24 protein-coding genes are annotated in these 24,475 nt (G+C 74.6%); 14 read left to right on the top strand and 10 right to left on the bottom strand.

What is annotated here, in order from left to right; genetic code table 11:
• The first annotated feature begins 82 nt into the window (after positions 1–82).
• Genes AC07A6_RS10640 through AC07A6_RS10630 form a run of 3 tightly spaced genes read left to right on the top strand, consistent with a single transcriptional unit; the run spans position 83 to position 3,572 of the window.
• Positions 83–1,759 carry an NAD(P)/FAD-dependent oxidoreductase gene (locus AC07A6_RS10640; RefSeq protein ID WP_478776850.1) on the top strand — a complete coding sequence of 559 codons (1,677 nt, stop codon included), beginning with the start codon at positions 83–85 and terminating at the stop codon, positions 1,757–1,759.
• A gap of 26 nt (positions 1,760–1,785) precedes the next feature.
• Positions 1,786–3,222 carry an ATP-binding protein gene (locus tag AC07A6_RS10635; RefSeq protein ID WP_478776900.1) on the top strand — a complete coding sequence of 479 codons (1,437 nt, stop codon included), beginning with the start codon at positions 1,786–1,788 and terminating at the stop codon, positions 3,220–3,222.
• Positions 3,219–3,572, top strand: coding sequence for a UBP-type zinc finger domain-containing protein (locus AC07A6_RS10630; RefSeq protein ID WP_362465666.1), 354 nt, complete (start codon positions 3,219–3,221; stop codon positions 3,570–3,572). The genes AC07A6_RS10635 and AC07A6_RS10630 overlap by 4 nt, the downstream gene beginning before the upstream one ends.
• Here AC07A6_RS10630 and AC07A6_RS10625 read toward each other — a convergent pair.
• The gene (locus tag AC07A6_RS10625; RefSeq protein WP_478776849.1) at positions 3,481–4,443 is read right to left on the bottom strand and encodes an aldo/keto reductase; all 963 of its coding nucleotides are present in this window, start codon (positions 4,441–4,443) and stop codon (positions 3,481–3,483) included. The two genes, AC07A6_RS10630 and AC07A6_RS10625, sit on opposite strands and share 92 nt — an antisense overlap.
• A gap of 15 nt (positions 4,444–4,458) precedes the next feature.
• Complete coding sequence (locus AC07A6_RS10620) at positions 4,459–5,379, bottom strand: NAD-dependent epimerase/dehydratase family protein (protein WP_478776848.1); 921 nt, start codon at positions 5,377–5,379, stop codon at positions 4,459–4,461.
• A 70-nt stretch (positions 5,380–5,449) separates the two neighbouring features.
• On the opposite strand from AC07A6_RS10620, the gene AC07A6_RS10615 reads away from it, so the two are divergent.
• Complete coding sequence (locus tag AC07A6_RS10615) at positions 5,450–6,358, top strand: LysR family transcriptional regulator (protein WP_386275104.1); 909 nt, start codon at positions 5,450–5,452, stop codon at positions 6,356–6,358.
• Positions 6,359–6,374: 16 nt separating this feature from the next.
• On the opposite strand, the gene AC07A6_RS10610 is transcribed toward AC07A6_RS10615, so the two are convergent.
• Genes AC07A6_RS10610 through AC07A6_RS10590 form a run of 5 tightly spaced genes read right to left on the bottom strand, consistent with a single transcriptional unit; the run spans position 6,375 to position 11,420 of the window.
• Positions 6,375–6,860, bottom strand: a complete 486-nt coding sequence (locus AC07A6_RS10610; protein WP_362465654.1) for a dihydrofolate reductase — start codon at positions 6,858–6,860, stop codon at positions 6,375–6,377.
• Positions 6,857–7,654, bottom strand: coding sequence for a thymidylate synthase (locus tag AC07A6_RS10605; protein WP_362465651.1), 798 nt, complete (start codon positions 7,652–7,654; stop codon positions 6,857–6,859). The genes AC07A6_RS10610 and AC07A6_RS10605 overlap by 4 nt, the downstream gene beginning before the upstream one ends.
• Before the next feature lie 57 nt (positions 7,655–7,711).
• Positions 7,712–8,827: an LLM class flavin-dependent oxidoreductase gene (locus tag AC07A6_RS10600; RefSeq protein ID WP_478776847.1), complete on the bottom strand. Its 1,116-nt coding sequence runs from the start codon at positions 8,825–8,827 to the stop codon at positions 7,712–7,714.
• Between the two features lie 10 nt (positions 8,828–8,837).
• Positions 8,838–10,205: an NtaA/DmoA family FMN-dependent monooxygenase gene (locus tag AC07A6_RS10595; protein ID WP_386275100.1), complete on the bottom strand. Its 1,368-nt coding sequence runs from the start codon at positions 10,203–10,205 to the stop codon at positions 8,838–8,840.
• A gap of 21 nt (positions 10,206–10,226) precedes the next feature.
• On the bottom strand, positions 10,227–11,420 hold the full coding sequence (locus AC07A6_RS10590) for an LLM class flavin-dependent oxidoreductase (RefSeq protein ID WP_478776846.1): 1,194 nt from the start codon (positions 11,418–11,420) through the stop codon (positions 10,227–10,229).
• Between the two features lie 494 nt (positions 11,421–11,914).
• Between AC07A6_RS10590 and AC07A6_RS10585 the strand changes: the two genes are divergently transcribed.
• The 9 genes from AC07A6_RS10585 to AC07A6_RS10545 all read left to right on the top strand — a co-directional run bounded on the left by AC07A6_RS10585 (position 11,915) and on the right by AC07A6_RS10545 (position 18,928).
• On the top strand, positions 11,915–13,126 hold the full coding sequence (locus AC07A6_RS10585) for an acyl-CoA dehydrogenase family protein (protein ID WP_478776845.1): 1,212 nt from the start codon (positions 11,915–11,917) through the stop codon (positions 13,124–13,126).
• A gap of 50 nt (positions 13,127–13,176) precedes the next feature.
• Complete coding sequence (locus tag AC07A6_RS10580; protein WP_362465633.1) at positions 13,177–13,635, top strand: RrF2 family transcriptional regulator; 459 nt, start codon at positions 13,177–13,179, stop codon at positions 13,633–13,635.
• A gap of 135 nt (positions 13,636–13,770) precedes the next feature.
• Positions 13,771–13,869, top strand: a complete 99-nt coding sequence (locus AC07A6_RS10575; protein WP_362465630.1) for a putative leader peptide — start codon at positions 13,771–13,773, stop codon at positions 13,867–13,869.
• A gap of 232 nt (positions 13,870–14,101) precedes the next feature.
• Positions 14,102–15,217 carry an aliphatic sulfonate ABC transporter substrate-binding protein gene (locus AC07A6_RS10570; protein WP_478776844.1) on the top strand — a complete coding sequence of 372 codons (1,116 nt, stop codon included), beginning with the start codon at positions 14,102–14,104 and terminating at the stop codon, positions 15,215–15,217.
• 174 nt (positions 15,218–15,391) lie between these two features.
• Complete coding sequence (locus tag AC07A6_RS10565) at positions 15,392–15,547, top strand: hypothetical protein (RefSeq protein WP_362465624.1); 156 nt, start codon at positions 15,392–15,394, stop codon at positions 15,545–15,547.
• Between the two features lie 102 nt (positions 15,548–15,649).
• Entirely contained in the window at positions 15,650–16,531 is an 882-nt protein-coding gene (locus AC07A6_RS10560; RefSeq protein WP_478776843.1) for a glutathione S-transferase C-terminal domain-containing protein, read from the top strand.
• A gap of 119 nt (positions 16,532–16,650) precedes the next feature.
• Positions 16,651–17,286 (top strand): metal ABC transporter ATP-binding protein, encoded by a 636-nt coding sequence (locus AC07A6_RS10555; RefSeq protein WP_386275118.1) that lies wholly within the window; start codon positions 16,651–16,653, stop codon positions 17,284–17,286.
• Complete coding sequence (locus AC07A6_RS10550; protein ID WP_362465615.1) at positions 17,283–18,158, top strand: metal ABC transporter permease; 876 nt, start codon at positions 17,283–17,285, stop codon at positions 18,156–18,158. Before AC07A6_RS10555 ends, AC07A6_RS10550 begins: the two co-directional genes overlap by 4 nt.
• A complete protein-coding gene (locus AC07A6_RS10545; protein ID WP_478776842.1) occupies positions 18,116–18,928 on the top strand; it encodes a metal ABC transporter solute-binding protein, Zn/Mn family in 813 nt (270 codons plus the stop codon). Before AC07A6_RS10550 ends, AC07A6_RS10545 begins: the two co-directional genes overlap by 43 nt.
• 54 nt (positions 18,929–18,982) lie before the next feature.
• On the opposite strand, the gene AC07A6_RS10540 is transcribed toward AC07A6_RS10545, so the two are convergent.
• Positions 18,983–20,671 (bottom strand): class I adenylate-forming enzyme family protein, encoded by a 1,689-nt coding sequence (locus tag AC07A6_RS10540; RefSeq protein WP_478776841.1) that lies wholly within the window; start codon positions 20,669–20,671, stop codon positions 18,983–18,985.
• Entirely contained in the window at positions 20,668–22,452 is a 1,785-nt protein-coding gene (locus AC07A6_RS10535; protein ID WP_478776840.1) for a CoA transferase, read from the bottom strand. The genes AC07A6_RS10540 and AC07A6_RS10535 overlap by 4 nt, the downstream gene beginning before the upstream one ends.
• Positions 22,453–22,626: 174 nt before the next feature.
• On the opposite strand from AC07A6_RS10535, the gene AC07A6_RS10530 reads away from it, so the two are divergent.
• A complete protein-coding gene (locus AC07A6_RS10530) occupies positions 22,627–23,811 on the top strand; it encodes an acyl-CoA dehydrogenase family protein (protein ID WP_478776839.1) in 1,185 nt (394 codons plus the stop codon).
• Here AC07A6_RS10530 and AC07A6_RS10525 read toward each other — a convergent pair.
• On the bottom strand, positions 23,798–24,229 hold the full coding sequence (locus AC07A6_RS10525) for a hypothetical protein (protein ID WP_478776838.1): 432 nt from the start codon (positions 24,227–24,229) through the stop codon (positions 23,798–23,800). The genes AC07A6_RS10530 and AC07A6_RS10525 overlap by 14 nt on opposite strands.
• Between the last annotated feature and the right edge of the window lie 246 nt (positions 24,230–24,475).

Below are 24,475 nucleotides of genomic sequence, written 5' to 3'. Positions count from 1 at the left end.
CGCACCACCGGGCCCGGGCGCCCGCCGCGTCCCGGGAGCGGTTCCGGAGCGGTCACGGCCCGCCGACCCTACGATGGGCCGTATGGCACAGGCCGTGGAGAGCGCGCGGACCGTCATCCTGACCGTGGACGACGACCCGGGCGTCTCCCGCGCCATCGCCCGTGACCTGCGGCGCCACTACGGCGGCGGGTACCGGATCGTGCGCGCCGAGTCCGGCGAGTCCGCGCTGGAGGCGCTGCGCGAGCTGAAGCTGCGCGGCGACCTGGTGGCCGTGATCCTCGCCGACTACCGCATGCCGCGGATGAACGGCATCGAGTTCCTCGAACAGGCCCTGAACGTGTACCCGGGCGCGCGGCGCGTGCTGCTGACCGCGTACGCGGACACGAACGCGGCGATCGACGCGATCAACGTGGTCGACCTCGACCACTACCTCCTCAAGCCCTGGGACCCGCCGGAGGAGAAGCTCTACCCGGTCCTGGACGACCTGCTCACGGCCTGGCGCTCCAGCGACCACCGGCCCGTGCCCGCCACCAAGGTGGTCGGGCACCGCTGGTCGGCGCCGTCCTCGCGGGTGCGGGAGTTCCTGGCCCGCAACCAGGTGCCGTACCGCTGGTACTCCTCCGACGAGCCCGAGGGCCGGCGGCTGCTGGAGGCGGCCGGGGCCGACGGGCAGCGCCTGCCGCTGGTGGTCACCCCGGAGGGCAAGGCGCTGATCGAGCCGGAGACGGCCGAGCTGGCGGCCCACGTGGGGCTGGCCACCACCCCGGCGGCCGAGTTCTACGACCTGGTGGTCGTCGGGGGCGGCCCCGCCGGGCTCGGCGCCGCGGTGTACGGGGCCTCCGAGGGGCTGCGTACCGTGCTGGTCGAGCGGTCGGCGACCGGCGGGCAGGCCGGCCAGAGCTCCCGCATCGAGAACTACCTCGGCTTCCCCGACGGCGTCTCGGGCGCCCAGCTGACGGAGCGCGCCCGCCGCCAGGCCGCCCGCTTCGGCGCCGAGATCCTCACGGCCCGCGAGGTCACGGGCCTGGAGGTCCGGGGGCCGGCCCGGGTGGTCCGCTTCTCCGACGGTTCGGCGGTCGCCGCGCACAGCGTGATCCTGGCGACCGGGGTCTCGTACCGGCAGCTGGGGGCACCCGGCTGCGAGGAGCTGACCGGGCGGGGGGTGTACTACGGCTCCTCCCTCACGGAGGCGGCCTCCTGCGCGGGGCAGGACGTGTACGTCGTGGGCGGCGCGAACTCGGCCGGGCAGGCGGCGGTGTACCTGGCGCGGGGCGCGAAGTCGGTGACGCTGCTGGTGCGCGGGGAGTCGCTGACGGCGTCGATGTCGCACTACCTGGTCCAGCAGATCGAGGAGGCCCCGAACATCACGGTGCGCACCCGGACCGTCGTCGAGGCGGCGCAGGGTGACGACCACCTGGAGCGGCTGGTGCTGCGGGACGTGGACGGCGGCGCGACGGAACTCGTCGACGCCCAGTACGTGTTCGTGTTCATCGGCGCGGCCCCGCTGACCGACTGGCTGGGCGGCACGGTGCTGCGCGACGGGCACGGCTTCATCCTGGCGGGACCGGACCTCACGGCGGACGGCCGGCCGCCGGAGGGGTGGGAGCCGGACCGGCTGCCGTACCACCTGGAGACCAGCGTTCCCGGCGTGTTCGTGGCGGGCGACGCCCGCGCCGAGTCGGCCAAGCGCGTCGCGTCCGCCGTCGGAGAGGGAGCCATGGCCGTCATGCTCGTCCACCGGTACCTGGAGCAGTCGTGAACGGGCGGGGCGGCGGCGGGCAGGTCATGCCCTGCGCGCCGCACGAGATCGCGTCGCTGTTCCTGTTCGAGGAGCTGTCCCCGGAGCAGTTGGGGCGGCTGTGCGCCGAGGGGCGGGTGGAGCGCTTCGAGGCGGGTCCGGTGTACGCCGAGGGGGAGCCGGCCACCTGCTTCTACGTGATGATCGAGGGGACCGTGGTCCTGTCTCGGCGGGTCGGCGGCGACGACGTCGAGGTGAGCCGTACCTCGCAGCGCGGGGTGTACTCGGGCGCGATGCAGGCCTATCTGGGCGAGCGGGTGCCGCAGACGTACACGAACTCCATGCGGGTGACGGAGCCGACGCGGTTCTTCGTGCTGCCGGCGCAGTCGTTCGCGGACGTCATGCGGGAGTGGTTCCCGATGGCGGCGCACCTGCTGGAGGGGCTGTTCTTCGGTTCGAAGAACACCCAGCGGGCCATCGGGCAGCGCGAACGCCTGCTGGCGCTCGGTTCGCTGTCCGCCGGGCTCACCCACGAGCTGAACAACCCGGCCGCGGCGGCCGTCCGGGCCACCGCGGCGCTGCGCGAGCGGGTCGGCAAGGTGCGGCACAAGCTGGCGCACATCTCCCAGGGCCGCTATTCGGGCGAGGCGATCGCCGATCTCATCGAGATCCAGGAGCGTACGGTCGAACGGGTCGCGAAGGCCCCGGCGCTGAGCCCGCTGGAGGCCTCCGACCGGGAGGAGGAGCTGGCGGACTGGCTGGAGGACCACGGCCTCCCCGAGGGCTGGCGGGTCGCGCCGGCCTTCGTGCAGGCCGGGCTGGACACGGACTGGCTGGACCAGGTCGCGGCGGCGGTGTCCGGCGACCTGCTGCCGGCGGCGGTCGGCTGGCTCGGCTACACGGTCGAGACCGAGCTGCTGATGGCCGAGATCGAGGACTCCACGGCCCGCATCTCCCACCTCGTCGACGCGGCCAGGCAGTACGCGCAGCTCGACCGGGCCCCGCACCGGGTCGTGGACGTCCACGAGCTCCTGGACAGCACGCTGGTGATGCTGTCCGGCAAGATCGGGCCCGGGGTGCGGGTGGTCAAGGAGTACGACCGCTCGGTGCCGGACGTGCCCGCCTATCCGGCCGAGCTCAACCAGGTGTGGACGAACCTGATCGACAACGCCGTGTCCGCCATCGCGGAGACCGGCGGCGGGGGCACGCTGACGGTCCGCACGGCACGGGAGGGGGACCGGCTGCTCGTGGAGTTCCGCGACACCGGCCCGGGGGTGCCGGCCGAGATCCGCAGCCGCATCTTCGACCCCTTCTTCACCACCAAACCGGTCGGCGAGGGCACCGGGCTCGGCCTGGACATCTCCTGGCGGATCGTGGTCGGCAAGCACCACGGCAGCCTCCAGGTCGAATCCGTCCCCGGCGACACCCGTTTCCAGGTGCTGCTGCCGCTGACGCCGCCGGACACCCCCGAGGAGACCGCATGACCGAGATCGACGGGATCGACCCGGGCGCCGCGCCCTCCGGCACCGGCTGCGTGGAGTGCGAGGAGGTGCACGGCTGGTGGTTCCACCTGCGCCGCTGCGCCCAGTGCGGCCACATCGGCTGCTGCGACTCCTCGCCGGCCCAGCACGCCACCGCCCACTGGAAGGCCACCGGCCATCCCCTGGTGCAGAGCTTCGAGCCGGGCGAGGACTGGTTCTGGAACTACGCCACGAACGCCCTGTTCCAGGGCGGCCCGGCGCTCACCCCGCCGTCCGAGCACCCGCCGACCCAGCCGGCGCCGGGTCCCTCCGAGCGGGTCCCGCAGGACTGGACGAGCCGGCTGCACTCCTGAAGGCGTCCAGCCGCGCCAGCTCCTCGCCGGTCAGCGTGAGCTCGGCCGCCGCGGCCGAGTCGGTGGCCGAGGCCGGGCGGCCGGCTCCCGGTACCGGGATGACGGCCGGGGAGCGGGCGAGCAGCCAGGCCAGGGCGACCTGCTGGGGGCTGACGCCGCGCCCGGCCGCGACGCGGTGGAACGGGGTGCCGGCGGAGGTGGCGCCGGAGGGGCCGTCCAGGGAGCTGCGCGAGATGCCGCCGAGCGGGCTCCAGGGCAGGAAGGCCAGCCCCAGCCGGGTGCTCAGCCGCAGCTGCTCCTCGCTGTCGCGGACGGCCGGCGAGTACTGGTTCTGCACGGAGACGAGTCCGTCGCCGAGGATCCGGTGGGCCTGGAGGATCTGGGCGGAGGTGACGTTGGAGATTCCCGCGGCGCGGATCGTGCCGGCGTCGAGCAGTTCGCGCAGCGCGCCGACGGACTCCGCCCAGGGGACGGCCGGGTCGGGTTTGTGCAGCTGGTAGAGGCCGATGGCGTCGGCGCCCAGGCGCCGGGCGGAGGCTTCGGCGGCGCGTTTGAGGTGTGCGGGGGTGGCGTCGACGGTCCAGCTGCCGTCGCCGGGGCGGCCGCGGCCGCCCTTGGTGGCCACCAGGACGCCCGAGGTGTCGCCTCCGTAGCGGGCCAGGGCGCGGGCGATCAGCCGCTCGTTGTGGCCCTCCTCGCCGGCGTGCCAGTGGTAGCTGTCGGCGGTGTCGATGAGCGTGACGCCGGCGTCGAGGGCGGCGTGGACGGTGGCGACGGCCCGTGCTTCGTCGGGGCGGTTCTCGATGGACAGGGGCATGGCGCCGAGGCCGACGGCGCTGACGGTGGTGCGGCCGATGGTGCGGTAGCGCATGGTGGCTCCGTTCGTTCAGGCGGTGAGGGCTTCGGCGACGGCCCCGGGCAGCCAGTCGGCGGTGCGGGAGAAGCGGAAGCCCAGCTCCTTCGCGCGGGAGTTGCTCATGGAGTAGTGGCGGTCGAAGGAGAACGGGGAGGCGTCCGCGCCCGCCGGGACGGTCCGCAGGACGGGCTCCCGGCCGGCTTGCGCGGCGATGACGGCAAGGAGGCCGTGCACGTCGAGCGGGCCGTCGGAGCAGGCGTTGACGGGGCCGGTGAAGTCGGCCGCGGCCGCCCACAGCAGCAGGTCCGCCAGCTCCTCGTGGTGGATGAAGACCGTGGGCAGCGGCTCGGCGTGCACGGTGATCTCCTCGCCGCGGGCGATGCGGCCGGTGTAGTGCGCCAGCCGGCCGGTGAACTCCAGCGCGCCGCCGCCGAGCACGTGGGCGCTGCGTACGCTCGCGAACGCGAAGCCGGCGGCGCCGGTGAGGACGGCCTCCGCCTGGCGTTTGCCCTCGGCGTAGTGGTCCTCCAGGTAGGCGGGGTCGTGCCAGGGGAGGTCGAGTGCCACCCGCCAGGCGGCCGGGTCGACGGCCGGCTCCGGCACCGGTGTCCCGGCGGGTACGGCCGGGAGGGCGGCCGTGGCGGGGTCGTAGACCTCGATCGTGGAGGTCATGACGTAGCGCCGGGTGCGGCCGGCGAATGCGCGGGCGGCGATGGCGGCCTGCACCGGGGTGTAGCAGACCTGGTCGACCACGACGTCGAAGGTCCGGCCGTCGAGCGCGGCCGTCAGGGCGGCCTCGTCGTTCCGGTCGACGACGAGGTGCTCGACCCCCTCGGGCGGCGGGGTGGAGCCCCTGTTGACCACGGTGACCCGGTGCCCCGCGGCGTGCAGGCGCTCGACCAGGAGCCTTCCGAAGTACCGGCTTCCGCCGATGACGATGATCTTTTGCATGCCCTCATCGTGGAGGCCTATCGTCACCAGCAGAAGTCATGATCTGCTGATCCCGCAGTAAGGAAAACTGTTGATCGACGTACAGCGGCTGCGCGTCCTGCGGGCGGTGGCGGAGCACGGCAGCTTCAACCGGGCGGCCACGGCCCTGCGCCTCACCCCCTCCGCCGTCTCCCAGCAGATCGCCGCGCTGGAGCGGGGCATCGGCGCGCAGGTCGTCGACCGCAGCACGCGCGGCGTCACCCTCACCCGGGCCGGCCGGATCATGGTCGGCGCCGCCGAGACCGTCGCGGCCGAGCTCGAACACGCGCGGCAGCAGGTCGACCGGCTCGGCACGGGCCTCACCCGGCTCACCGTGGCCACGTTCACCAGCGGGGGCAGGCTGCTGCTGCCCGCCGCCCTCGCCCGGCTGGCGGCGGAGCATCCCCGTACGGTGATCCACATCAGGGAGGGCGAACCCGAGGACACCCTGCCGCTGGTCCGCCAGGGCGCCGTGGACCTCGCCCTCGCCTACCGCTTCGACGGCCCGCTGCCCGGCGGGCCCGGGGCCGGCTCCGGCCTGGAGTGGACCCCGCTCATGGAGGACCCGCTGTACGTGGTCCTGCCGCGGGAGCACCGGTTCGCCGGGCGCGACGCCCTGGACCTCTCCGAGCTGGCGGGCGAACCCTGGGTGCTCGGCTGCCTGCGCACCGAGGCGTACCTGCGCCGGTACGCCGGGATCGCCGGCTTCGATCCCGAGGTGCGCGGGACCACCACCGACTACTTCTTCGCGCGCTCGCTCGTGGCCGCGGGTCTGGGGATCTCCCTGATCCCGTCCATCGCGCTCGGCCCGGAGGTCCCGGGCCTGTGCGCGGTCCCGGTCGCGGCGCCGGGCCCGGTCCGCCACATCGGGGCCGCCGTGCTCGGCCGCGGCGGCCGGCCCCGCGTCGCGGCCCTCGTCCGGGCCCTGTGCGAGGAGGCCGCGCGGCACGGGGGGCGCTGACGCGCCCGCGGTCCCGCTACCGCGTGTACCGGCGGATGCGGTAGCGCAGCCCGGACGTCGAGGCGTGCCAGGCGTCGTCCGCGCCCGCGGTCCATTCCGGGCCGGGCACGGGGGCGTGGGTGTCGCCGTCCACCGACGCGTCGATCTCGGTCACCGAGAGCACCGTGGCGTGCTCCAGGGCGGCCCGGTAGATCTCGCCGCCGCCGATCACCCACGTCTCGTCGGCACCGGCCGCCAGCTCCAGGGCCTCGGCGACCGAGCCGGCGCGCAGCGCGCCCTCGGCCTGCCAGTGCGGGTCTCGGGTGACGACGATGTTGCGCCGGCCGGCGAGCGGGCGGAAGCGCGGGGGCAGCGAGTCCCAGGTCTTGCGGCCCATCACCACGGGGTGGCCGAGGGTGGTGGCCTTGAAGTGCGCCATGTCCTCGGGCAGCCGCCACGGAATGGTGTTGCCGGCGCCGATGACGCCGTCGAGGGTCTGCGCCCAGATCAGTCCGACGGTCATACCGCCACCGGTGCCTTGATGGCGGGGTGGTGCCGGTAGTCGAGCACCTCCACGTCGGAGTAGGCGTAGTCGAAGATCGAGTCGGCCTTGCGCAGGCGCAGTCCGGGGAAGTCGTACGGGGTGCGCGAGAGCTGCTCGGTCACCTGCTCGACGTGGTTGTCGTAGATGTGGCAGTCGCCGCCGGTCCAGATGAAGTCGCCCGGTTCGAGGCCAGTCTGCTGGGCCACCATGTGGGTGAGCAGGGCGTAGCTGGCGATGTTGAACGGCACGCCGAGGAACAGGTCCGCGCTGCGCTGGTACAGCTGGCAGGAGAGCTTGCCGTCGGCCACGTAGAACTGGAAGAAGGCGTGGCAGGGGGCGAGCGCCATCCGGTCCAGCTCGGAGACGTTCCAGGCGGAGACGATCATCCGGCGGGAGTCCGGGTCGCGCCGCAGCGTGTCGAGCACCTCGGTGATCTGGTCCACGTGCCGGCCGTCGGGGGTGGGCCAGGACCGCCACTGCACGCCGTAGACCGGTCCGAGCTCGCCGTCGGCGTCGGCCCACTCGTCCCAGATGGTGACGCCGTGCTCCTGGAGCCAGCCGACGTTCGAGTCGCCGCGGAGGAACCACAGCAGCTCGTACACGATCGACTTCAGGTGCACCTTCTTGGTGGTGACCAGGGGAAACCCCTGGGAGAGGTCGTAACGCAGCTGGTGCCCGAACACGCTTCGGGTGCCGGTGCCCGTCCGGTCGGCCTTCGCCGTCCCGGAGGTGAGCACATGCCGCAACAGGTCTTCGTACTGGGTGTCCGCCACAACCGTCGAGTCTACGAGTCCGCGGGCGGTGCCTCGACCAGGACGCCGGGCGGCAGGTCAGCGGCGCTGCCACTCCTCGGCCAGCAGGCGGTAGGAGCGGACCCGGTCCGCGTGGTCGTGCGTGACGGTGGTGATCAGCAGTTCGTCCGCTCCCGTGGCCTCCTGGAGCCGTTCCAGGTGGTCGGCGACGGTCCGCGGCGAGCCGGTGAACTGGGTGTCGACCCGGTCCGCGACGAGTTCCCGGTCGGCCTCGGTCCAGGGCAGGGCGCGCGCCTCGGCGGGCGTGGGGAAGGGGATGGCTCCCTCGGCGGTGCGGATGCTGCGCACCCAGGGCGCGTATCCGGCGGCCAGTTCGCGGGCGATCGCGTCGTCCTCGGCGACCACGACGTCGGCGGACACCGTCAGGTACGGGCGGTCCAGCTCGGCCGACGGCTTGAAGGCCGCCCGGTAGCCCTCCGCCGCCTCCAGCACGGTGGCGGGGCTGACGTGGTAGTTGGCCGCGAACCTCAGCCCGTTGCGGCCGGCGGTCTCCGCGCTGACCCCGCCGCTGCTCCCCAGGATCCACACCTGTACGTCCGCCCCCTCCCCCGGGACGGCGTGCGCCTCCACGCCCTCCGGGGAGCGGTAGTCGCCCCGCAGCAGCGCGAGGACGTCGTCGACCTGCTCGGCGTACTCCTGCGGCCGGGCGCCGGGCAGGTTCAGCAGCCGCTGCTGGAGGGCGACCCTCGGGTGGCCCAGCAGGTGCGCGAAGGAGAAGCGAGGCGGGATGCGCAGCCCGTTCGGCGTCCACCCCTCGAAGGGCTCGGGTGCCGCGGGGACGCGCTGCGGCGGCCGGCCGGCGGAGCGGCCCAGTCCCAGGTCCAGGCGGCCGGGGTGCAGTGCGTCGATCAGGCCGAACTCCTCGACGGTGGAGAGGGCGGTGCGGTGCCCGAGCTGCACGGCTCCGGAGCCGAGGCGGATGGTCGTGGTCGCGGAGGCGGTGAGCGCGAGGAGGACCGCCGGCGAGGTCCCGGCGACCCCCGGGTTGAGGTGGTGCTCGGCGAACCAGTAGCGGGCGTAGCCGAAGGCCTCCGTCTGCCGGGCGAGGTCGATGCTGTGGTGCAGGGCCTCGGCCGCGGTGGAGCCGGACGGGACGGGGACGAGGTCGAGGACGCCGAGGGGGATGCCGGACATGCCGGGCTCCTTACAGGTCGGGGTGGGCGGGGGCGGGCACGGAGAGCCCGAGGTGGTCGCGCAGGGTGGTTCCCTCGTACTCGGTGCGGAAGACGCCGCGCTCCTGGAGCAGGGGGACGACGGTGTCGGCGAAGGCGTCGAGGCCGCCGGGGGTGATGTGGGGGACGAGGATGAACCCGTCGGCGGCGTCCGCCTGCACCAGGTCGTCGATCGCCCGGGCGACGGTGGCGGCGGAGCCGACGAAGGTCTGGCGGGCGGTGGTCTCGATGACGAGTTCGCGGATCGAGAGGTTCTTGGCGCGGGCGAGCTCGCGCCACTGCCGGGCGGTCCCGATCGGGTCGCGGAACTGGCGGACGCTGGCCCGGCCGAGGGCGATGGTGTTCTCACCGGGGTCGGGGTCGACGTCGGGCAGCGGCCCGTCGGGGTCGTAGGCGGACAGGTCGCGGTTCCAGACGTGCTCCAGGTACTTGATCGCGGTCTGTCCGCTGACCTGGAGGCGCCGCACCTCGTGCGCGGTCTCGTGTGCCTCGGCGTCGGTGTCGCCGAGTACGAAGGTGGCCGCGGGCAGGATCTTCAGCTGGCCGGGCGTGCGCCCGTACCGGGGGAGGCGGCGTTTGACGTCCGCGTAGAAGGCGCGCCCCGCGTCGAGCGTGCCGTACCGGCCGAAGATCGCGTCGGCGCGGGCGGCGGCGAACTCGCGGCCCTCGTCGGAGTCGCCCGCCTGGAAGAACACGGGCCGGCCCTGCGGGCTGCGCGGCACGTTGAAGTGGCCCTCGATGTCGAAGTGCGGTCCGCGGTGGGTGAAGGCGCCCGCCCGGGCGTCCCGCAGGAAGGTGCCCGAGTCCGGGTCGGCGACGATCTCGGTGCCGTCCCAGGAGTCGAACAGCCCGGTCGCGGCGGCCAGGAACTCCTTGGCGCGGGAGTAGCGCTCCTCGCGGGGCAGGAACCCTCCGCGCCGGAAGTTCTCCCCGGTGAAGGCGTCCCAGGAGGTCACCACGTTCCAGGCGGCGCGTCCGGCGGACAGGTGGTCGAGGGTGGCGAACTGCCGGGCCACCTCGTAGGGCTCGTTGAAGGTGGAGTTGATGGTCCCGGTCAGGCCGAGGCGTTCGGTGACGGCGGCGAGCGCGGCGAGCACGGTGAAGGTGTCGGGCCGGCCGACGACGTCCAGGTCGTAGATCTGCCCGCCCTGTTCGCGCAGTCGCAGTCCCTCGGCGAGGAAGAGGAAGTCGAACTTCGCACGCTCGGCCGTGCGGGCGAAGTGGACGAAGGAGTCGAAGTCGATGTGGCTGCCGGCCGCCGGGTCGCTCCACACGGTGGTGTTGTTGACGCCGGGGAAGTGGGCCGCGAGGTGGATCTGCTTGAGCGGCTTGGTGCTCATGGTGGTCCTTCCGGGTCCGGATCAGGCGGCGGGGCGGGCGGCGTACCGGCCGGCCGGGCGTTCCAGGCCCAGCAGTCCGCGCAGGGTGGCCGCCTCGTACGCGCGGCGGAAGACCCCGCGCCGCTGGAGCTCGGGCACCAGGGCCCGGGTGATCGCGGGCAGGTCGTGGGAGATGCCGCCGGGCCGCAGCCGGAAGCCCGTCAGGCCGGCCGTCCGCCAGTCCTGGAGCAGGTCCGCCAGCTGTGCCGGGGTCCCGGTGAAGACGGCCTCACCGTCGCCGTACGGGGTGCCCGCGAGGGCGTCGAGGCGTTCCTTGCGGGCGCCGGCCGTAGGGGCGTCCTCGTCCAGGAAGACGGTGAGGTCCCCGAAGAGGTGCAGGGGCTCCGCCGCGGGTCCGGCGGCCTCCCGGGCCCGCCGGACCTCCGCGACCGCGGCGCGCACGCCGTCGGTGTCGTGCGCGGGGACGTGGCCCACGTCCGCGGAACGGGCGATGAGGCCGTACGCCGCGGCGGCGGCGCCCGCGGCGGCGACCACCGGCTGTCCCTGGGGCGGGCGGGGGGTGATCGAGGGTCCCCGCACGCTGAAGTGGCGGCCCTCGAAGTCGATGTGGTGCAGCCTGTCGCGGTCGACGAAGCGGCCGGTGGCCACGTCCCGGATCTCGGCGTCGTCGTCCCAGCTGTCCCAGAGCCGCCGGACCGCCTCGACGTGGTCGGCGGCTTCGCCGTAGGCCTCCGCCTCGGGCAGGGCGGCCGCGCGCCGTCCGAAGTGCCGCAGTTCGTGGGCCGGTTGCGACACCTGGACGGCCAGGCCCGCACGGCCACGGCTGACGTGGTCGAGGGTGGCGATGGCCTTGGATATGTGGAAGGGCTCGGTGTGGGTGGCGGTCACGGCCGGGACGAGTCCGATGTTCCGGGTCAGCGGTGCGACGCGGGCGGCGGTGAGCACCGCGTCCAGCCGGCCGCGGACCTGGTCCGTACGTCCGTCGGGCCCGTCCGGGGAGGACGACTGGAGGGTGAGGGCGTCGTCGAAGGAGACGAAGTCGAGCAGTCCGGCTTCGGCCTCGGCCACGAGGTCGGCCCAGTAGCGGGCCGTGAGGAGTTCGCCGGGCCGGGCACCCGGTTCGCGCCAGGCGGCCGGATGCCGGCCGGCGCCGTCGAGCGCGACGGCGAGGTGCAGCGGTTCGGAAGCCGCCGATGGGGATGCGGATGCGGGCACGTCGAATTACGCCTTTCCGGTAGCGGCTTTCCGGTCGGCCGCGCGGAGGTGGCCGATTCCTGTCGGGATATCCGCCGAAAACGCTATGTCCGGCCGTTGCGCCATACAATGACCGCCCTGTTAAGGGAAGTTGGCAGTCGTGTTGCCGGCGCGCGACCCCGTCCGGGCGGGTACGGCCGCTCCGTCAATCGACGGCCGCAGCAGGCTTCTTGCCTGCGATGTCTTTCATCGCGAGACCGGCTTGTCCACGATCCGGTCGCGGTCTTGCCGGGACGGCGCTTCCGGGCAAGTATTCCTATCAATCCGATGGGAAAAGTGGGGATCTGGCGCCGCCCGGCTTCCACCCCTCGTGCGCGCCCAGGCCTCCCGGCCACCGGCCGGCGCCACCGACAACGTCCCGGAGCAGCCGACATGACCACCGCCCTCCCTCCCGGCAACACCCCACGCCCCTCCCCCGCGCGGTGCCGCGGCGTCCGGGTCTGTCGGTGACGCCGGTGCCGACCACCCCGAACACCACGAACACCACGGGCCAGCCGTCCGACGCCGCACGGCGCCGCGCACTCCTGCGCACCGCCCGCGACGTGGCGGAGGACCTGGCCGCCGACTCCGTGACCCGTGAGCAGGCGGGCAGGCCGCCGGTCGACGAGACCGCCCGGCTGCGCGAGGCGGGGCTGCTCGCCGCGCTCACCCCGCCCCGGCCGGGGCGCGGCGCGGACTGGCGGACCGGATGCGCCGTCATACGGGAGATCGGCGCGGCGGACAGCTCGCTCGGCGAGGTGCTCGCCCGCCACTACGTGCACACGTGGGGCGGACGCTTCTACGCGGCCGACCACCGCGCCACCGCCCTCGAAGAGGAGTCGGCGCGCGAGCAGTGGCTGTGGACCGGCGCGGTGCGCGCTCCCGCGCCGGGCGGCGAAGCCGACCGGCCGGACCTGACGCTGCGGCCGCGCAGCCCGGGGTACGTGCTGAGCGGGCGCCGCCCCGTGGACACGGCGGTGGCCGCCGCCGACCAGATCGCGGTGGACGCCGTGTGCGCCGTGACGGGGGACGTCCTGGTCGTGCGGATCCCGCCCGGCGCGCGGGGCGTGACCCTCGAACCCGCCCACGACCGCCTCGGCCAGCGCGTCGCGGGCGCGGGCGCCGTCGTGTTCGACCGCGTCGCGGTCCCGCCCGGGCAGGTGCTGGGCCGCCGGCCGCACGACGAGGAGTCGACCCCGCCGTTCACCGCGCTCGCCGAGCCCGCGCTCCGGCTCGCCCTCTGCCACGTCGGCCTCGGCATCGCCGAGGGCGCCCTCACCGAGGCGCGCGACCTCAGCAGGGGCGGCCGCGCGCACCGGCTGCCCGGCGAGGACCCGGACCTCTTCCTCGCCTACGGGGAGCTCGCCTCCGCCGCCCAGACCGCCACCGCGGTGGTCGACCGGGCCACGGAGGTGATGGCGCAGGCCCTCGACGCCGGCGAGCAGCTCGACGCCGAGGATCCCGCGGGGGTCGCCGCCCTGGTCGCGACCGCCGAGACGGTGACGTCGCAGGCCGCCCTGCACATCACCGCCAGGGTGCTGGAATTCGCCGACGCCCCGGGCCTGGACCGGTTCTGGCGCAACGCCCGCGTCCTGACGGCCCACCGCCCCGTCGCGCACCGGCTGCGCTCGATCGGCGAGCACTACCTCAACGGCTCCCACCGCGCGGTGGCGGCGGCCTTCCGCTGACGCGGGGCCCGCGCGCTACGACGGCCGGAGCCGTACGGGATAATGTCCGCATGCGGATCTCAGCCAGGGCGGACTATGCGGTACGGGCCGCGCTGCAGCTTGCCGCGTCGCAGGACGACGGGCCGCTCAAGGCCGAGGCCATCGCCGACGCCCAGGACATCCCGCACAAGTTCCTCGAAGGCATCCTGAACGACATGCGCCGGGGCGGCCTCGTGCTCAGCCAGCGCGGTGGCAACGGCGGCTACCGGCTGGCCAGGCCGGCCCGGTCCATCAGCATCGCGGACGTCATCCGCGTGGTGGACGGACCGCTCGTCTCGGTCCGCGGGGTCCGCCCGCCCGACCTCTCCTACACCGGCCCCGCCCAGTCGCTGCTCCCCCTGTGGATCGCGCTGCGGGCCAACGTGCGCGAGATCCTCGACGGCGTCTCGATCGCCGACGTCGCGTCCTCGGAGCTGCCCGCCTCGGTGTCCGCGCTGACGCAGGCCCCCGGCGCCTGGACCAATCCCTAGCCACTGACCTGCGATTTCTCGCAGCACGAGACGGCGGCGTCCATCATCTGGTCAACCTCTTGGGGCGGGTGCCCCGGTCTGCCAAGATGCCTACCAACCAGGTGGGAAAACTAGGGATCCGGGGGGAGGACGGCCGTGCGCACACTGCACCACGTACACCGGACGCCGTCGCTGATCTCCCGCCGGCACATCGATCTGGTCCGCACGTCCAGCGCCATCTGTCAGCCTGCCTGACCGCCCTCACCGCCCCCACCGGGCCCGACCCGGCGGCCGGGCACAGCCGGTGCCGTGCCGCCCGCTCTTCACGCCGGCCGGACCCCGATTCCCGGGGCCGCCCGACGGCCCACCGTTCCCCAGCCTGCGACCGTGATCCGGCCACCGACCGCCGCGCGCGGGTGCCGTGTGTACCGGTGGCTTTGAGACGCCTGTCTCAGCTCTTGAACCCATCCCGTGAAAGGACACCTCCGTGTCTGCCGCAAGATCGCTCACCGCCCTGCGCGCCATCGCCGCCACCGCCGCGCTCCCCCTGCTGCTCACCGCTTGCGGCTACGGCTCCGAGGCCGAGAAGAAGGACGAGAAGCCGGCCGGCGCCACGGCTTCCGGGGGCGGTCAGAAGCTGTCCGCGTCCGAGGTCCGCATCGGGTACTTCCCGAACCTGACCCACGCCACCGCCCTGGTCGGCCTCCAGGAAGGCCTGATCGAGAAGGAACTGGGCGGCACCAAGGTCAAGCCGCAGTCCTTCAACGCCGGCCCCTCCGAGATCGAGGCCCTCAACGGCGGCTCCCTCGACATCGGCTTCATCGGCCCCTCGCCGTCCATCAACGGCTACGTCAAGTCCAAGGGCTCCAACCTGCGGATCATCTCCGGCTCCGCATCCGGCGGCGTCAAGCTCGTCGTGAACCCGGACAAGATCAAGACCCTCGACGACCTCAAGGGCAAGAAGATCGCCACCCCGCAGAAGGGGAACACGCAGGACGTCGCGTTCCTCAACTGGATCTCCGAGAAGGGCTGGACGGTCGACCCCGAGTCCGGCAAGGGCGACGTCTCCGTCGTCCGCACCGACAACAAGGTCACCCCCGACGCCTTCAAGCAGGGCTCCATCGACGGCGCCTGGGTCCCCGAGCCCACCGCCTCCAAGCTCGTCTCCGACGGCGGCTCCGTCCTCCTCGACGAGACCGCCCTGTGGCCCGACAAGAAGTTCGTCATCACGAACATCATCGTGTCCCAGAAGTTCCTCAAGGAGCACCCGGACGTCGTCGAGGCCGTCCTCAAGGGCACCGTCAAGACCAACGAGTGGATCAACGCCAACCCGGACAAGGCGAAGGCCTCCGCCAACGCCAAGCTCAAGGCCGAGAGCGGCAAGGAGCTCGAAGCCAAGGTCCTCGACCCGGCCTGGCAGTCCATCCTCGTCACCGACGACCCGCTCGCGAGCACGCTGAAGACCGAGTCGGACTGGGCCGTCAAGGCCAAGCTCCTGGAGAAGCCCGACCTGGCCGGCATCTACGACCTGACGCTCCTGAACAAGGTCCTCAAGGCCGCCGGCAAGCCCGAGGTCTCCGACGCCGGCCTCGGCGCCAAGTAGGTCCCCGGCACACCGCGTACGACGGCACCGGCTCCACCGAGGCAACGGCCTCCCGGGGCCGGTGCCGTCGTGCGTGGCCGCGGCAGGTGCGCGGACCGGACGGCGGCCTTGACACCCGCCCGCACGCGCACCGACACTCCAGAACGGCGAATCCTGGTGAACCGGTAGGGAATCATGGGCTGTTCAGCGCTGGACCGCGGCACCGACGGCGTCCGCGCCGCCGCGCCCGCGCTCCCGCTGCTCACCTCCCGCCGCCACATCGACCTCCTGCGCGTGTGCAGTGCGGCGAATCCCCCGCACCCCGGCGGCCCCGCGCCCGCCCTCCGCTGACCCGCGCCCACCCACCCCCAGGGTCCCGGCCGCGCCGCATCCGGCGCCGGCCGTCGCAGTCGTCGTCGCATGCCCCGTGCCCGAGCACTCCCAGGGAGAAGCATGTCCACCACTCGCCCGACAGCCGGCCCGTCCTTCCGGAGCAGGATCGGCCGTGACGCGCGCAGCGGCTACCCCGCCGTCCCCCACCGCTACCGCCTCCACCTCTCCCCGTCCGGTCCGTCCTGTCTGCGCATCGCGGTCACGCACAGCCTGCTCGGCCTGCGGGACGCCCTCCCGATGACGCTGCTCCCCGCCGTGCCCGACGCACCCGACGGCGGCCACCTGGCACTGCGCCCGCTCTACCAGGCCAGCTCCCACCGGTACCCCGGACCGGCCGTGGCACCCGTACTCGCCGACTGCTGGACCGGACGGATCGTCAGCACGCACGCCCCGGACATCCTGCAGGACATGGGCCGGCTCTTCGACACCGGCGGCCGGCACCTGTACCCGGCCGGCACCGACGACCGGATCGAGGCCGTGGGACGCCTCTGCGAGCAGGGCATCAACGCGGCGGCGCAGCACGCCGGCCAGTCGGGCACCGACCCGTCGGCGCGGGACACCGCGCTCACCACCCTGCTGCGCGCGCTGGGCGCCCTGGAGCGCCGCCTCTCCTGCGCCGAGTACCTGCTCGGTACCGAACTCACCGCCGCCGACGTGCAGTTGTGGGTGACGCTGGTACAGCTGGACACCGTTCACCGCTGGCACCTGGACGCGGCCGCGGTGTACCGCCTCACCGACCACCCGTACGTGTGGGCGTACGCGCGGCGCCTGGCGGCACACCCCGCCTTCGCGCCCCACCTCGACCTGGACGGCATCGCCCTGCGCCACCACGCGCAGTGCCGCGGCACGGAGGCCGCCGGCGCGGCGGTGCGCATCGTGGACTGGGCGGGCGACGTACCGGCCGCCACGACCGCCCTCGGCACCGGCCTGACCGGCAGCTGACGGTCCCGCGCACGAGATCCCGGTCCGCGGGAACTCCCGCCCCCGGCCGCCCGACTACCCGTACGTGAGCGGCGAACACCCGTCGCTCCACGCGGGGCGGAACGACGGGAAGGTACGGGATGGGCGGCCTGGACGTGCGCATGAGGGCGGTGGCCTGCCGGCACGGCCGGGTGGAGGCGGTCTCGGACGTGGATCTGGACATCGCCGCCGGTGAGCGCGTGGCGCTGACCGGGACCAACGGCTCGGGCAAGACCACCCTGCTGCGCGCGGTGCTCGGGCTGCACCGCCGGACGAGCGGCTCCATCGCGGTCGGCGGCCGGGAGACCGGCTCCGCCGCCGAGTGGGCCTGGCGGCGGCGCGCCTGCGCCTGGATACCCCAGAAGCCGGCCGCGGGCCGCTTCCCGCTGCTCGGGCGCGAGCTCCTGGCGAGCAGCACGGCGCCCGGGCCGGCGCACGAGGCCGCCGCCCGGCTGGGTGTCGGGGCGCTGGCCGACCGCCCCCTGCACACCCTGTCGGGCGGGCAGTTGCAGCGGATGTACCTGGCCCGGGCCATCGGCTGCGTCGCCGCGGGCGCCCAGCTGCTGCTGGCCGACGAACCCACCGCCGCCCTCGACTTCGACGGGCAGGCGGAGGCGGCGGACGTCCTGCTGTCCCTCCCCGTCACCCTGGTCGTCGTCACGCACGACCGGGCCCTGGCCGACCGCTGCGACCGGGTCCTGGAGATGGCCGCGGGCCGGCTGCGGGAGGTCCGGTGACCTCGGTGACCCTGGCCACCGCCGACCTCGGCGCGCTGCTGCAGCTCGTCCCCGTCCAGCGGGCCGGGACCGCCCTGCTGCTGGCGGCGGTCGGGCTGCCCGTGATCGGGGTGGTCATCGTCGGGCTGGACATCATGCCGGTGCGGTTCGCGATGATGCACGTCGCCCTGCTCGGCATCGCCGTCGGCCTGCTGACCGGTCTCGACCCCATGCTGTGCGCGCTCGTCGCGTGCGCCCTCGCCGGTGCGGGCGTCGCGCCGCTGGCCCGCACACCGGACGGGATGTCCGGTGCGATGGGTCTGCTGATGAGCCTGGCGATCGCCGCGGCTCTGCTCCTCATGGCGGTGTCGGGGGTCAACGCGTCCGGCGCCTTCGCCCTGCTCTGGGGATCGGTCCTGTCGGTCGGGACGCCGGATCTGGTCGTCCTCGGCGTGCTCGCCGTCGCCGTGCCGGGCCTCTTCTGGTGGCGTCGGCGCGAGATCGGTCTGCTGCTCCACGACCGTGAGCTCGCCCAGTGCTCGGGCGTACCGGTCCGGGCCCTGACCGCCGCCCTGCTCGTCCTGGTCGCCATCGCCGTCGCCGGAGCGATCAAGCTGACCGGTGCGCTGCTGGTCGACGCCCTGACCCTGCTGCCCGCGCTGGCGGCCCGCCGCCTGGGCGGCTCCCTGAAGTCGATCACGCTCTGGGCCATGGGCATCGGCGTCGTCGTCAACCTGGCCGGTTTCCTGCTGGCCCTGTGGCTGGACTGGCCGCCCGGGCCGGTCCTCGTCCTGACGGCGGGGGCACTCGTCCTCGCCGTGCACTTCATTCCCGAACGGAGAATCAGCTCATGGCGCGCACCCGCGTCCGTATCCCTGCCCTCGTCGCACTGAGCGCGGCACTCCTGCTGACCGCGGCGTGCGGCAGCGACAAGGCCTCCGGCGACGCGCCGGCCGAGAGCGGTGGCGAGCCGGGGAAGGGCAAGCCCGTGGTGGTCGTGACCACCACCTGGGAAGGTGCCTTCGCCAAGGCCGCCGGGGCCGAGGACGTGAAGGTCATCGTCCCCCAGTCGGTGCACCACGCTCCCGACTACGACCCGAAGCCTTCCGACCTCGCCGCCGTCGCGAAGGCCGACTTCGTGCTCTACGCACCCTTCGAGCCGTACGCCGCGAAGATCAAGGAAGCCGCCGGCTCCAAGGCGAAGCTGGTCGAGGTCGGCCTCGACAACGACCCCGACAAGGTCAAGGCCGAGGTCGGCAGGCTGGGTGCCCTCTTCGGCACGGCGGACGCCGCCACGCGGTGGAAGACCGGCTTCGACACCGAGTACGGCAAGCTGAACAAGGACCTCCAGGCCGCCTGGCCCGGCGGGAAGAGCCCCGCCGTCGTCTCCCAGGTCTTCACGGCGTGGTCGGCGAAGCTCGCGGGCGCCACGGTGGCCGGCACGTACGGACCCGAAGCGGTCACCCCGGCGCAGCTCGCGGAGCTCTCGGCGAAGAGGCCCGCCCTCGTCCTGGACAACGCCCACATGTCGACCGGGACGGTCCTGCCCGACTCCGGCGCCCGGCAGGTCAAGATCGTCAACTACCCGGGCGAGGACCTCGACCTGCTGCCCGTCTACCGCAACGCGGCGGCCGAGCTGAAGAAGGCCATGGGCGGCTCCTGACCCGGGCGCCCCACCTCGACGGGCCCGGCAGCCCCTGGCTGCCGGGCCCGTCGGTCATCCGGCCTGGGCGAGGGGCACCGCCCGGGGCAGCCCGTGGAGGGCCCCCGGCCCGCTTCCCGTCAGGCGTTCCCGCAGGGCCGCCCGGTCCGGCTTGCCCGCCGCCGTCAGCGGTACCGACTCCAGCACCAGCAGCCGTTCGGGGTGCTTGCGCCGCTCCAGACCCCGCCCGGACAGGTGCTCGCCCAGGGAGTCCAGGTCCGGAGCCTGCGGTCCCCGGGCCACCACGCAGGCCGCCAGCCGCTCCCCCATCAGCGGATCGGGGACGCCCACGCACACCACGTCGCGGACCTGCGGGTGCGAGCTGAGCTCGCGTTCGACCTCGGCCGGGCTGATGTTGGCGCCGCCGCGGATCACGATGTCCTTCAGGCGGCCCACGACGTGCAGGACGCCGTCGGCGTCGAGGTAGCCCAGGTCCCCGGTGCGGACCCAGCCGTCGGGCGTGCGGTACCGGGCGTCCAGGTCGGGGGCGCCCACGTAGCACAGCGGTGTCATCGGCCCCCGGGAGACGATCTCCCCGATGTCGCCGTCGGGCAGCGGGGCGTGGGTCTCGGGATCGGCGATGCGGATCTCGGCCACCTTGGGGTCCGGGTGGCCCGCGACGACGCCCGACGCGTCGGTCGGGGGGACCGTACGGGCCAGTCCCGTATGGCAGTTGACCCCGTCGGCCGACCCGTAGAGGTTGACCACCGGGCAGCCGAACGCCTCCGCTGCGGCGGCCGCGGTCGTCTCGTCGAGGGGAGCGCCGCCCAGGACCAGCGCTGTCGGTGCCGGCAGGCGCTCGCCCGTCGCGTCGAGGCGTTCGATCATCATGCGGACCATGGTGGGCACGCCGAGGACGTGGGTCGGCCCGTGCTCGCGGACCGCCGCGATGGCGGCGTCGGGCGAGAAGTGGTCGAGGAGGACCAGCGTCCCGCCGTGCCGGGCGAGGGTGACGGCGGTCCCGTTGGACCCGAAGGCCGATGCCAGCGGTACGAGGAACAGGCAGCGCGGCCGGGTCGCGTCGGGGATGAGGGAGGCCAGGAAGTTGCCCCGCCCGCCGGCCAGCGCGTTGTGCGAGTAGGCGATCATCTTCGGCTCGGCCTCCGAGCCCGAGGAGACCAGGATCCGGGCCGCGCCGTCCGGGTCCGGGCGGGCGGGGACGAAGCCCGCGGGATCGCGGCGCACCAGCGCCTGCCACGGGACCGTCCCCGCGGGTGCGGGGCCTGGGCCGGCCGCGACGACGTGCCGGAGGGCGGGCAGGGCCCGCGAGAGCGCCTGCAGGTCGGCGGCGTGGCGCAGCCCCCGGTGTTCGGTCGCGGCGATGACCGCGACGGCCTCGGCCCGGCGCAGCAGGCACTCGGCCTCCAGGGTGCCGCGGCCCACGGGGAAGGGCAGGGCGACGGCGCCGAGGGCGGCGAGGGCCAGGTCGGCGACGACGGCGTTCCTGGTGTCGGGCAGCTGTACCGCGACCACGTCGCCCTCGCGTATGCCGAGGTCTCTGAGGCCGGTGGCCAGACATCGCACCTTGCGGTCCAGTGCGGTGTAGCAGAGCGTGCCCTTGGCGTCCACGACGGCCGTGTGGTGCAGGTCCGCGATCTGGCGGGCCCGGAAGAGGCTGTAGAGGTCGAGGTCGGGGCAGGTGCCGTCGACCACCCAGGAGCGGCGGAGTCCGGCGGGCAGCAGGTCGTGCAGGTCGACGGTCATGCGAAGCTCCAGGGGTCGGGAACGGCGGGGGCGCCGTGCGCGTCGCGGCTGACCGGGCCGCCGAGGCGGCTGTCGTGGTGCAGGTCCGCGAGGTCGGTGGTGACGGCGGTGGCGGCGAGGCCGTGGGCGTCCAGCAGGTCCAGGGCGTCTGCCGTGGGGAGGTCGCGCAGGTCGTACGCGGCCGCGGCCGCCGCGCTCCGGTCGGCGGGGGCGATCCAGCCGTCGGCCGTCGGCAGCGGGTACCGGAAGCGGGCGGGCCGCCGCGGGTCCTCTCCGCGTGCCGCCCGGCGCAGGGCGGGGCCGGTCAGGGTGTCGGCGGCGCCGAGGAGCGAGGAGTCCACCCGGACGCCGTGGCCGGTGCGTTCGCGCAGCAGCAGTCCGGCGAGCACGGCCTCGGCTCCGTGCAGGCCGCCGAGTACGTCGAGCAGGGTCATCAGTGAGGGTGCCGGGGGCTCGCCCTCGGGGCGTACCGCCTCGCCGACGGCGGTCCGGGCCTGCACCATGAAGTCCGTCCCCATGGGGGCGTCCCGGAGCCGGCCGGCCCAGCCGCTCGTGTAGGCGTAGACGAGGGCGGGGTTGACGAGGGCCAGGTCGTCGGCGTCCAGGCCGAGTTCGGCGCCCTTGCCCGGCGCCCAGTTGTGCAGGAAGACGTCCGCCTCGGCGGTCATCTCGCGGAGCCGGCGGCGGTCGGCCCCGTCCTTGATGTCGATCTCGACGGCCCGCTTCCCCCGGTTGAGGGCGAGCCAGCGCGCCGAGATCCCGGAGCAGGCGGGCGGCATGCCGCGCAGCGGGTCGCCGCCCGGCGGCTCGATCCTGACGACCTCCGCTCCGAGCAGGCCCAGCAGGTGCGCCGCGAGGGGCGCCTGGATGCGGCGGCCCGCCTCCAGGACCGTCAGCCCGGCCAGCGGCCGGCGGGCGGAAGGAGCGGCCGTGCCGGGCGCTCCCGTGGGAGCGGGGCCGCCCGGCAGGGGCCGCAGCGACCAGGGGGCGGCGCCGTCGGCTTCCAGGGCGCGTTCCGCCAGGGTGCGCAGGACGCACACCTCGGCGCCGGAGGCCGCCGCGGCCTGCCGGATCCGCGGGAGGGGATGGGAGCGGGTCACGGTGTGCAGGGCCTGCGGGAAGGGGGCGCAGGCGGTGGCGTAGCGGAACTGGAAGGGCCGCCATCCGGCGCGCATGGCGTCGGCCGGGGCCCCCAGGGCGCGCCAGAACCCGGCCCAGGCACCGGGGTCGAGGGTCTCCAGCTCGAAGAGCACGCCCTCGGCCGAGGTGAAGGGCGGTCCTCCCGGGGCGAGTTCGGCGGCCTCGCCCTCGTCGGCGCCGGCCGCGGCGAGGTACTGGGACACGGTGAGCAGCCCGGCGCGGTCGGCGGTGGTGGTGACGTGGGCGGGCCCGGCGCCGCGGGCCTGTCCGACCAGGCCGGCGAGCAGTCCCTGGACGGTGAGGACGGCGGTGGCCGTCGCCGCGTAGTCGGCGGCCAGGCCGCGCGGGGCGCCGTCGCGCCGGCCGTGGACCGCCATCATGCCGGTGGCGGCCTGCACGGTGGCCTCGTCGACGAGCCCGCTGCCGGGGTCCGCCCAGCGGACGGTGGCCCGGGCGGGCTCGAAGCCGCCTCCGGAGAGCGTGATGCCGCCCTCCGGGCCGTCGGCGGCGGGCCCGTCCCGGTCCGCTCCGAGCAGCCGCAGGTGCTCGGCGACGACGTCGGTGATCTGCGGGGGCCCCGAGACGGCGAAGCCCAGTGCGGCGAGCGGCCGGACCGTCTGCGTGGTTGCGGGGGACGCCATGCCTCTCCTCTCCCGGCGCGGCGGTGGCCGTCGCCCAGGTCGAACGGAACGCGGGAACTCCGAGGGGTGCGCACCCGACCAGTTCCTCGGACAGGGAGTCGGACGGCAGTTCCCATGGGTTCCCGGGAAATGAGGAGGAACGCGGTGACGGATGCGGGCGCGGCATACGGAGGGATGTCTCAACTAGACGCGGAGACAGCCGAGTTGAGGGAGAGGGTCGGCAGGTTCGTGCGTACCCGGGTGGTCCCGTCCGAGCCGGTGCTGGACACGGGCGGGGAGGACGCCGCCGCCGTCCTCGAAGGGTTGCGGGACGGGGCGCGGGCCGCCGGGCTGTGGGCGCTGCCGCTCCCCGCGGAGCTGGGCGGCGGCGGTCTGGCCTTCCCCGCGTACGCGGCGCTCGCCGAGGCCGAGGGCGCCAGCGACCACGGTCCCGCCGCGCTGGGCTCGGCCCCGCTGCTCGACGTCACCATGCTGGAGAGGCACGGCAGTGACCGGGTGCGCGGCGCGTACCTGGAGCGGCTGGTGGCGGGCGAGCTGCGCGCCTGTTACGCCATGACCGAGCCGGACGTGCCGGGCACCGACCCGCTGCGCACCGCCACCCGGGCCGAGGCCCGGCCCGGCGGCGGCTGGCGCGTCAGCGGCCGCAAGTGGTTCACCTCCGGGGCCGCCGGCGCCGGTCTCGTCACCGTCATGGCGCGCACGGGCGGCGCGGCCGGCGACCGCGAGGGGCTGTCCCTCCTGCTGGTCCCGACGGACTCGCCCGGTTTCCGCGTCGTACGGGAACTCCCCGTCCTCGGGGCGGCGGGCCAGTACGAGATCGAGTTCGACCGGGTGTCCGTGCCCGCCGACCACCTCCTCGGTACGGGCGGCGACGCCCTGGACATCGCGGGCGAGCGGCTCGCGCTCGGCCGTACCCTGCGGTGCCTGCGCTGGCTGGGTCAGGCCCAGCGGGCCTTCGACCTCATGTGCGAACGTGCCGCCACCCGCGACGGGTCCCGGGGACCGCTCGCCGGCCACCAGCTGGTCCAGCAGCACGTCTTCGACGCACTGCTCGCGCTGCGCACCACCCGCCCCCTGGTGCACGAGGCCGTCGCGCTGATCGCGGCCGGACGGGACGCCCGTACCGAGGTGGGGCTGGCCAAGGTCGCGGCCGCGCGGATGCTGCAGCAGGTCGCGGACTCCGCCATCCAGGTCCACGGCGCCGCCGGCCTCGGCCCGGACACGGCACTGCCGGCCCTGTTCCGGGCGGGAAGGGCGGCCCGCGTGCTCGACGGTCCGGACGAGCTGCACGTCACCTCGGTGGCCCGCAGGGTGCTGCGCGGCTACGGCGGGGGAAGCGTCGCGCCTACACGCGGGTGAGGTCCACGAGGCCGTCGAGGGCGGCCAGTCCGAGGGCCAGGAAGAAGTCGCCCCAGACCAGTTCGTGGCGCACCGCAAGGCCCTTGGCCGCGTCGTAGCAGCCGTCCAGGAGCATTCCGGCCGGGCGGCCCGGACCCGGTCCCGTCAGGTGGGCCCCGGCCAGCCGGCGCAGGATCGCCTCGGCCCGGGGCGCGCACGCCCCGGCCAGGGGCGTCCGCGACCGGGACAGTTTGAGCAGGGCGACGGCCGTGATCGCGGCGGCCGAGGTGTCGAGGGGCCCCCGCGGCCGGGACGCCCGGTCGGGCGGGACCAGCCGCCCCGTCAACGCTCCCGGACTCAGCAGCAGTTGCTCCGCCGCGCGGTCGAGCCGGTCCGGCCGGTGGCGGGCCACCTCCGGGTGGAGCAGCGCGTCGGCCACGGCCAGGAGCAGCCACGCCTCGCCGCGGCTCCAGCCCGGTTCCGGGTCGTCGCGGGGGTGCCACCCGGTCGCCGCGTCGAACTGCCAGGCAGGCCGCGGGCGTCCGGGCCGTCCCGCTCCCCCGGCGCCCAGGGGGTGGGGGGGGGGGGGGGGGGGGGGGGGGGGGGGGGGGGGGGGGGGGGGGGGGGGGGGGGGGAAAGGGGGGAGGGGGGGGGGGGGGGAGGGGGGGGGGGGGGGGGGGAGGAC

The sequence above is a fragment of the Streptomyces sp. NPDC044002 genome, from assembly GCF_056434525.1.
Note: the sequence above shows the minus strand (reverse complement) of the source record. Positions and strands in the feature narration are given on the sequence as shown.